9 protein-coding genes are annotated in these 9,165 nt (G+C 72.4%); all 9 read left to right on the top strand.

What is annotated here, in order from left to right; all coding sequences use genetic code 11:
• A partial coding sequence (locus M3N57_12980; GenBank protein MDP9023585.1) for a hypothetical protein occupies positions 1 to 184 on the top strand: 184 nt, incomplete at its 5' end.
• 65 nt (positions 185 to 249) lie between these two features.
• Entirely contained in the window at positions 250 to 1,443 is a 1,194-nt protein-coding gene (locus M3N57_12975) for a hypothetical protein (protein MDP9023584.1), read from the top strand.
• Positions 1,440 to 2,660, top strand: coding sequence for a hypothetical protein (locus M3N57_12970; protein MDP9023583.1), 1,221 nt, complete (start codon positions 1,440 to 1,442; stop codon positions 2,658 to 2,660). Before M3N57_12975 ends, M3N57_12970 begins: the two co-directional genes overlap by 4 nt.
• 88 nt (positions 2,661 to 2,748) lie before the next feature.
• Positions 2,749 to 3,918: a hypothetical protein gene (locus M3N57_12965; GenBank protein MDP9023582.1), complete on the top strand. Its 1,170-nt coding sequence runs from the start codon at positions 2,749 to 2,751 to the stop codon at positions 3,916 to 3,918.
• A complete protein-coding gene (locus M3N57_12960; GenBank protein ID MDP9023581.1) occupies positions 3,915 to 5,123 on the top strand; it encodes a hypothetical protein in 1,209 nt (402 codons plus the stop codon). The genes M3N57_12965 and M3N57_12960 overlap by 4 nt, the downstream gene beginning before the upstream one ends.
• Positions 5,120 to 6,319 carry a hypothetical protein gene (locus tag M3N57_12955; protein MDP9023580.1) on the top strand — a complete coding sequence of 400 codons (1,200 nt, stop codon included), beginning with the start codon at positions 5,120 to 5,122 and terminating at the stop codon, positions 6,317 to 6,319. Before M3N57_12960 ends, M3N57_12955 begins: the two co-directional genes overlap by 4 nt.
• The gene (locus M3N57_12950) at positions 6,316 to 7,428 is read left to right on the top strand and encodes a hypothetical protein (GenBank protein MDP9023579.1); all 1,113 of its coding nucleotides are present in this window, start codon (positions 6,316 to 6,318) and stop codon (positions 7,426 to 7,428) included. Before M3N57_12955 ends, M3N57_12950 begins: the two co-directional genes overlap by 4 nt.
• Before the next feature lie 117 nt (positions 7,429 to 7,545).
• Entirely contained in the window at positions 7,546 to 8,283 is a 738-nt protein-coding gene (locus M3N57_12945) for a cupredoxin domain-containing protein (protein ID MDP9023578.1), read from the top strand.
• A gap of 52 nt (positions 8,284 to 8,335) precedes the next feature.
• The coding region (locus M3N57_12940) for a SpoIIE family protein phosphatase (protein MDP9023577.1) at positions 8,336 to 9,165 on the top strand (830 nt) is incomplete at its 3' end.

Genomic DNA, 9,165 nt, shown 5'->3' with positions numbered 1-9,165 from the left:
CGCTGCGACCGTGCCGGCGTCCTCGCGGTCCGTGACGATACCGCCCCGCACGATCGAGGCGTTCGGGGCGCGGCTGCGCGACCGGACCGACCTCGACGCGCTCGTCGACGGCATGCAGAACACGGTGCGCCGCACCGTCCAGCCCGCCGGTGTGTCGGTCGTGCTGCCCGGGGACCGACCGTGACCGGCCGGGCCAACGCGGTGGAGGAGCCAGCCCGCACGGGGGCTGGGCGTCGACCGTGGCCGGCTTTGGCCGTCACCCTGGGCGGCCTGCTCCTGCTCGGAGCCAGCGTGGGGCTGAACATCACGATGGCACACCGGGACGGCATGGCGGTCGTGGCCGTGATCCCGCTCGTCCTCATCGCGGTCGGGGGGCTCCTGGCCGCGCGACGAGCGGGCAACGCCGTCGGCTGGCTGCTGCTGGCGTCGGGCCTACTCTGGGCTGGCCTGCACGCCACCGAGGCCTACGCCCGGTACGGGCTCGCGCACGATCCGGGGTCGCTGCCCGGGGCGGGCGCGGCGCTGTGGTTCGCCACCTGGCTGTGGCTTGCCGCGATCTTCGTCCTCGTCTTCGTGCTGCTGTTGTTCCCCGACGGACGCCTCCTGTCGCCACGGTGGCGACCGATCCTGCGTGCCGGTCAGGTCGGGCTCGTCTTGGCGCTGACGGCCCAAGCGACCGTGCGTTGGGGCCCCGGCGCCTACCACTACCCGTTCGCCTCGCACGCGCTGAACCCGCTCCACGTGCCCGCGCTCGAGCCCATCCGGGTCGTCGTGGCCGTGGGAGGCGGTGCGCTGCTCGGGATCGCGCTGCTCGGCTCGCTGACGTCGATCATCGTCCGCTTCCGCCGCGCGCGGGGCGTCGAGCGGCTGCAGACGAAGTGGGTCGTCTTCGGCGTGTCGTCAGCCTTCCTGCTCTACGCGCTGTCGGGGATCGCGGGTGCTGTCTACGAGCAACTCGCGGGCCGCGTCGTCCGTCTGGAGGAGGTGCCCTTCAGCCTGCTGCTCGCGTCGTTCCCGGTGACCATCGCGCTGGCGGTGCTGCGCTACCGCCTGTACGACATCGACCGCATCGTCGGCCGTACCGTCTCCTACGTCGTCGTCACCGCCGTGCTGGTGGCCATCTACGCCGGCGGGGTGGTCGGGTTCGGCGCGGTCGCGCGCGGCGTCGCTGGCGACCCCTCGAACGACGTTGTCGTCGCCGCCTCCACCCTGGCGGTTGCAGCCGCGTTCGGGCCGCTGCGCCGGCGCGTCCAGGGGATTGTGGACCGGCGGTTCAACCGGGCGCGCTACGACGCGGCGCGGACCGTCGAGCGCTTCGCGCAGCGGCTGCGCGACGACCTCGACGTCGGGTCGATCGCCCAGGAGGTCCGCGCGGTCGTCCCCCGGACGGTCCAGCCGACACACCTCAGCATCTGGCTAGGCAGCGAGAAGGTGCGTCCGTGAACCCCCGGTCCGCCGGCGTCCTGGGGTGGGGATCCTGGTTGGTGGGTTGCGCCGCCATCGCCGCCTCGGTGGTGGTCTCCGCCCGTAACCCGGCGCCCTCGACCACGGAGGCGTTCAGCGTTCTCGATGCCGCGCTGTGGGGTTCGTCGTGGGTGGGGTTCGGGCTGGTGGGGGCTGTGGTGCTCTCGAGACGGCCGGACAACCGTGTCTCCTGGATCCTCTCCGGCCTGACGCTCGGGGTGGGTCTCATGCTGTTGACCCCCGCATACGCCCGGTACGGTCTGGTGACCGCCCCAGGCGCCGTCCCTCTCGCGCAGGTCGCGGCCTGGGTCGGCGCGTGGATTGTCGTGCCGGTCATGGCGCTCGTCCCGCTGCTCGTCGCGCTGTTCCCGACCGGACGGGTGAGCGGCCGGCGGATGCGTGCGGTGGTGCGTGTCCTGGTCGTGGTGGCGGTGATCGACACGGTCGTCTACGCGGTGCGGCCCGGGCCGATCGAGGGCGACACCCCGCCGTTCAACCCGCTCGGCATCCCGGGCGCACGGACTGCGCTCGACGCCGCGACGAACGTCCTCGGCCAACTGATCGTGCTCGCGGCGGCGATCATCGTCGTCGACGCGGTGCGCCGCTACCGGCGGGCCCGAGGCGTCGAGCGACAGCAGTTCCGTTGGTTCGTGCTGGCGGTCGCCGCGTTCCCGCTGCTGTTCGTCGCGGCCATCGTTCTGGAGGAGAACGTCCTCGGGGTCGATGCGTTCGACCCCGTCGTCGTGGTCTTCGCCGTGTGTGGCAACGGGCTCGCCGCCGCCATTTACGTCGCGGTCACCCGCCACGGGCTGTTCGAGATCGACCGGGTCATCAACCGCACTGTGGTGTACACGGTGGTGACCGCGTCGCTCGCCGGGTCCTACGTCGGACTCGTTGTGCTGCTGCAGCGGGTGCTCGCGCCGGTGACCGAGGGCTCAGACCTGGCGGTGGCCGCCTCGACGCTGGCGGTGGCGGCCGCGTTCGGGCCGCTGCGTCGGCGGGTCCAGGGGTTCGTGGACCGGCGGTTCAACCGTCGTCGCTTCGACGCGGCCAGGACGGTGGCGGAGTTCGGGGCCACGCTGCGCGACGAGGTTCAGCTGGGTTCGCTCGCCCGTGACCTCAAGAGCGTCGTGAGGGAGACGGTCCAACCGGCCCAGGTTTCGCTGTGGCTGCGGGCGCCGGAGGCCTCGAGTTGAGCTCGCGTCAGGTCGCCGGACCCACCATCGGCATCCTCGCCATCCTCATCGGGCTGGTCGCCCTGCGGATCGCTCTCAAGGACGGAAGATGAATCCGATCTTGTCCACGCCCCGGTTCGGGACAACCGCGTCCGTGGCGCTGTTCGCGCTCGCCATCGTCCCCATCGCTGCCGGGATCGCGATCGACCCCGCCGAGGGCGCGGAGTGGGCACCGGGAGTGATCTCCGCGGCCGTGGTCGGAGCCGTGCTGACCATCCGGCGACCGGCCAACCCGATCGGCCGGATCTACGCGGTCATCGGGGCGCTGGGCGGGATCGAGATCTTCGCCTTCGAGTACGCCGAGGCCACCTCCACACCCGGAGCCGTCGCGGTGTGGCTCGCGTGGTTCGGGGGGGTCGCCATCTTCGTGAACATCGGCCTGACCGCGTTGGCTGTGTTCCTGTTCCCGGACGGCTCCGCGCCCTCGTCGCGGTGGCGGTGGGTCGGTCGCACCATCGGGATGGCCATCGTCGTCGGTGTGTTCGTCGTCGGTCTGACGCCAGGACCCCTGGAGCCGGTGCCGGCCATCAACAACCCGCTCGGTGCCACCGCGTTGGGTGATGTGCTCGCGGTCGGCAGCGCCGTGCACCTCGTCCTGCTGCTCCTGGCCTTGGGCGGCGCCGTCGCGGCCGTCGTCCACCGGTTCCGCCGATCGGCGGGTGTGGAGCGCCAGCAGGTGAAGTGGCTCATGTACGCGGCCGCGATCCTCGGTCTGGCGATCGCGGCGGCCTTCGTCTGGGACCCGGCCGAGGTGCCAGCCACCGGTCACCTGATCAACGTCGCCTGGTCGGCCATCCCGGTGGCGGTGGCGGTCGCGGTCCTGCGTTACCGGCTGTACGACATCGACCGGATCGTCAACCGCACGGCCGTCTACGCGGTCGTGACCGCGATGCTGGCCGCCTTCTACGTGGGACTGGTGGTGCTGCTCCAGCGCCTGCTGTCCCCCGTCACGGAGGGCTCCGACCTCGCGGTGGCGGCCTCGACGCTGGCGGTCGCCGCAGCGTTCGGCCCGTTGCGCCGCCGGGTCCAGGGGTTCGTGGACCGGCGGTTCAACCGGCGCCGGTACGACGCGACGAGGGTCGTCGAAGCGTTCGCGCACCGACTACGGGACGAGGTCGACCTCGACAATCTCCGGGGCGATTTGGTGGAGACGGTGCGCCGCACGGTTCAGCCGCGCGGGGCGGCGGTCTGGATGGCGGCACGGGCGGTGCGACGGTGAATCGGCAGGTCCTGGCCTGGTCTCTCGTGGTGGTGGCCGCGTGTCTGCTCACGTTCGATCTCACGGTTCACGCCGCGGTCGTCGGTGTGCCGTTGCGCGACCGCCTCGGCGAGTCGCTGTTCTCGCTGCCGTTCGCGGTCATGGGCGCGCTGGTCGTCACCCATCGAGCGGGCAACGCGGTGGGGTGGCTCTTCCTCGCCGTGGGCGTCGGCGAGCCGTTGGCTGGTGCGATCCAGGCCTACGGGTTGGCGGGTCTCGTCGTAGCGCCCGGCAGCTACCCGGGCGCTGTGTGGGTCGCCTGGGTGCACCAGTGGATCTGGGCGCCGAGCGTGGCGCTCGTCGCCATCGCGATCCCGTCGCTGTTCCCGACCGGGCGCTGGCCCTCTCGGCGCGCACGCCTCATCGTGCTCCCGGTGTCCATCGCCGTCGGCTCGGCCGTCCTAGGGGCGGCGGTCGCGCCGGGCCGGATGAGCCTGAACGACGTGGACGTCGCCGCAAACCCGCTCGGCTGGGCGGGTGCCGCGACCCTCACCGACGTCGCGGACACGATCGGGTTGTTCGGGATCGTGGTGTGCGGTCTCGTCTCGATCGCCGGCCTCGTCCGGCGCGCCCAGCGTGCCCGCGGTATCGAGCGCCAGCAGTACCGGTGGGTCGGCGCGGGTTTCCTCGCCTTCGTCGCCTCCCTGGTGCTGCTGGTGGCGGTCAGCGTCGGGGACCTGTGGCTCGCATCTTTCTTCGTCCCCGCGTGGGTGGCCGACCTCCTCGTCGGCACGGGGCTGGCGACCATCCCGGTGGCGCTCGGCGTGGCGGTGCTGCGCTACCGACTGTACGAGATCGACCGGCTCATCAGCCGGGTGCTCGCCTACACGCTGGTGACCGTTGTCCTCGCGACGCTGTACGCCCTCTTCGTCGTCCTCCTCCAGCGCCTGCTCTCCCCGCTCACGGGGGGCTCCGACCTCGCGGTGGCCACCGCGACGCTGGCGGTGGTGGCGGTCTTCGGCCCGCTGCGCCGCCGGACCCAGGGGTTCGTGGATCGCCGCTTCAACCGTCGCCGCTACGACGCGGCGCAGGTGGCGCGGTCGTTCGCCCAGCGGTTGCGCAACGAACTCGAGCTCACCGCGCTCTGCGAGGAGCTCGCCGGCACGGTCCGAGGCGCCGTCCAGCCGACGCAGCTGTCGCTGTGGCTGCGGGAGGGGGCGAGGTGAGAGTCGAGCGCTGGGGACCCGGGTTCGCGATCGCGGGGCTGGCGGCGACGCTGGGACTGTACGGGGCCGGGATGGTGCTGCGTGCGCTGCGGCCGGAGGTCGGGCCCGGCGACTTCACCATGGACGACGTCGCATTCTTCGTGCCGTTCGTGGCCTTCGCCCCGCTGGGGGCGCTCGTCGCCGTGCGGCGGCCCGACAACCCGCTTGGCGTGCTGATGACGGTCGTGGCCGTGCTGGTGACGGCGTCCTACTTCGCCGGCGAGTACGCGACCCGTGGCCTGGTCGTGGCGCCGGGTGCGCTGCCCGGCGCCGACGTGGCGTCGTGGTTGGCGACGTGGGTCTGGCTGCCGGGCTCGCTCGCGTTCGCGGTCGTGCTCCTGCGCTTCCCCGACGGTCGGCTCCCGACCCCGCGCTGGCGGTGGCTGGAGCGGGCGTCGTGGCTGACGCTGGCTGTGCTGGTTCCCGGTGTAACCCTGCTGTGGCGCGACCGCGGCGCGCCGCTCGTCGTGGAGGGCGTGGGCAACCTCCGCGCGGCCCCCAATGGCTGGCTCGTCAGCGTCGTCGGGAACCACCTCGGCGTGTGGATCTTCGCTGCCAGCGCCGCCTCGCTGCTCTTCCGCTTCCGGCGCGCTCGGGGCGACGCCCGCCAGCAGCTGAAGTGGCTCGCGTTCGCCGCGGCGGCCCTCGTCATGTTCGTCCCGATGAGCGCCGTCCTCCCCCTCGGTGAGCTCGTCTTCGGGAGCCTCATGTTGGTGGGGCTGGCCGGGGTGCCGGTGTCGATCGCCATCGCCATCCTGCGCTTCCGGCTCTACGACATCGACCGGATCATCAACCGCACGGTTGTCTACGCGATCGTCACGGCGGTGCTCGGCGGTTGCTACGTCGGGCTGGTCGTCGCCCTCCAGGCGCTGCTGCGGCCGCTGTCGGGCGAGTCCGACCTCGCGGTGGCGGCCTCCACGCTCGCGATCGCGGCCGCGTTCGGTCCGGTCCGTCGCCGGGTCCGGTCCGGTGTGGACCGGCGTTTCAACCGCTCGCGCTACGACGCGGTGCGCACGGTCGACGGCTTCGGTCAGCGGTTGCGGGACGAACTGTCGCTCGAGGCCCTGGCGGGTGAGCTCCGCGCCACGGTCACCGTGGCGGTCCAGCCCGCACGGATCGATCTGTGGCTGGCGCCCGACGCCGAGGGGACGCCGTGAAGGCTCACGCCGGCTGGCTCGCGATCGCCGTCGGGGCAGCGGAGGCCGTCATGCTCGGGGTCGGTCTCGTCCTCGCCGCGGTCGGCGGGCGCACGCTCGCCGAACTCGTGTGGGGGTGGGGGCTGGCGGAGGCGAGCGTGGCGGCTGCGTTCGGGGGCGTCGGGGCGGTGCTGGCCTGGAAGCGCCCCGGCAACCCGCTGGGGTGGCTGTTCCTCCTGCTGGGGTGGGGAGCCGCGACAGGGTTCCTGGCGGCGCGCGCGTGGGAGGTCTTCGGCGACGGTACGGCGCTCGGCTCCATCGCGTCCGGCCTTGACTTGCCCGTCCCGTGGGTCGCGCTGTTCGCCGTCATCCTGCTGCTGTTCCCCGACGGCGAGCTGCCCTCGCGGCGGTGGCGGCCGGTGCTGTGGCTGGTCCTCGCGGGGGCGGCCGTCTCGGGGGCCTCGGTGGCGTTCGGTCTCCGTGTCGGGGGGGTGCTGCTGTGGGACCGCGTCGAGCCGCTGCTCGTCGTGGCCATCCCGCTGGCGCTCGTCGGTCTCATCGGGCGTCTGCGCCGGGGCGGCGGGGCCGAGCGCCAGCAGGTCAAGGTCGTCGTGTTCTCGACCGTGGTCGCCGTCGTCGCGATCCTCGTCGGCGCCCCGCTGGGAGCGCTGCCGGTCGTGAACGCGATCGCGGTGCCGGCCATCCCAGTGGCGATCGCGGTGGCCATCACGCGTCACGGTCTGTACGACATCGACCGGATCATCAACCGCACGGTGGTCTACGCGATCGTCATCGCGGTGCTCGGTGGTGCCTACGTCGCGCTGGTCGTCGCCCTCCAGGCGCTGCTGCGGCCGCTGTCGGGCGAGTCCGACCTCGCGGTGGCGGCATCCACGCTCGCGATCGCGGCGGCGTTCGGTCCGGTCCGTCGCCGGGTGCGGTCCACGGTGGACCGGGGCTTCAACCGCTCGCGCTACGACGCGGTGCGCACCGTCGACAGCTTCGGTCAGCGGTTGCGGGACGAGCTGTCGCTCGAGGCCCTGGCGGGTGAGCTCCGCGCCACGGCGGCCACGGCGGTCCAGCCAGTGCGGATCGATCTGTGGCTGGGTCCGCAGGGCCAGAGGAGATCGTGAACCGTCGCCGGGCGGACCACCACCCCGGCGTCTGGATGCGCGAGCTCGCGGTGCTCGTAACGCTCCCGGAACGGTCCGCCTCCACACTCGGCGACGACTCGTGAGGAGGGTCCGGGCATGGCAGCTGACGCGGTCGCGTTCGAGACGATCACGGCGCAGGCGCTGGGGTGGAAGCGGCTCCTCGACGCCACGGCCGTCGCCGCCGTGGTCGGTCACGCGGCGATCGCGGCCGCGCTCACCGACCTCGAGGCTGGAGTGTTCACCGTGCTGCTCGCGCTCGGGGCCGCGCTCGCGCGACGGCGTCCGAAGGCGGGCGCCATCGTCCTGGCGCTGCTGTTCGCGGACCTCGTGTTATGGACCGCGCCAGCGAGCTGGAGCGCGCTCGCGCACGGTGACGGACTCGATGCGCTCCTCCTCCAGCTGCCCGCCGCGGCCCTGGGTGTTGTCGGCCTCGTGGCGGCCGTCGCGGTCATCGCGCGCCGCAGCGGCCACCGCGCCCCGCTCGTCCTGGCGGTCGCCGTCGCCGTCGCTGTCGCCGGGGCGATCTCCGTCGGCACCGCCCGGGTGCAGGCCACCCCGGCCGGCGGAGGCGTCGAGGTCGCGCTCGTCGACACGGCCTTCAACCCTACGGAGCTGACCGTGGACACGGGGACGACGGTCTCCGTGCGCAACGACGACTACTTCTGGCACACCTTCACGGTGCCCGAACTGGGGCTGGAGGTGCGCGTCCCCGGCAACACCGTGCGCGAGCTGCGGGTCGATGCCGAGGCGGGCACCTACGCGTTCCTGTGCCGCATCCCCGGCCACGATGCCGCCGGGATGACCGGGAACCTCACCGTAACGGCGGCGCCGTAACGGTTCCGGAACGCCGACGGGTGACACTTGACGTGTGGAAAGGGAGGACCAGGTGACTGCTGAAGCCCCCGCGAGGAGGACGCGGCGGATCCCCACGCTGCGGCTGTCAAACCGTGACGAGCGACGCGCCCGCAAGGCGGCGCGTCGTGCCGAGCTTGAGGCGGCCGTCGAGGCGTCGCAGGTCGAGACCCCGCCGGTGGACATCGCACCGAACGACCCGGTGCTCGCGTACTTCCAGAGCCACCCGGAACCGGTCGACATCGACCACCTCAAGGTCGAGTCGGCGGGCGTCGAGGCGCTGCGCGAGGCTGGCGTGAAGCTCGTTGTGCCGCTGGTCAGCCAGGGTGAGCTGATCGGCCTGCTCAACCTCGGCGAGCGCCTCTCCGAGCAGGACTACTCCGCGGACGACCGCAAGCTGCTCGAGAACCTCGCCGGGCAGGCGGCGCCGGCGCTGCGTGTCGCCCAGCTCGTCCGCGAACAGGCGGCGGAGATCCGCCGTCGCGAGCGCTACGAACAGGAACTTCGCGTCGCCCAGCTCATCCAGCAGAACTTCCTGCCGCGGGAGCTGCCCGAGCAGCGCGGCTGGCGCCTGAACGCCTTCTACCGCCCTGCCCGCGAGGTCGGCGGTGACTTCTACGACTTCATCGACCTGCCCGACGGGCAGGTTGGCATCGTCTGCGGCGACGTCACGGACAAGGGCGTACCCGCGGCGTTGATCATGGCGAAGACGCACAGCATCTTGCGCGCTGACGCGCCGCGCCTGTTCTCGCCCGGGGCGGTGCTCGCCCGCGCCAACAGCCTGCTGGCGGCCGAGATGCCGCCGAACATGTTCGTAACGTGCTTGTACGCGGTGCTCAACCCCAAGACCGGGCAGCTGCGATT

This window comes from Actinomycetota bacterium, from assembly GCA_030776725.1.
Taxonomy (GTDB): Bacteria; Actinomycetota; Nitriliruptoria; order Nitriliruptorales; family JAHWKO01; genus JAHWKW01.
This window is presented reverse-complemented; position numbering and strand designations above follow the sequence as displayed.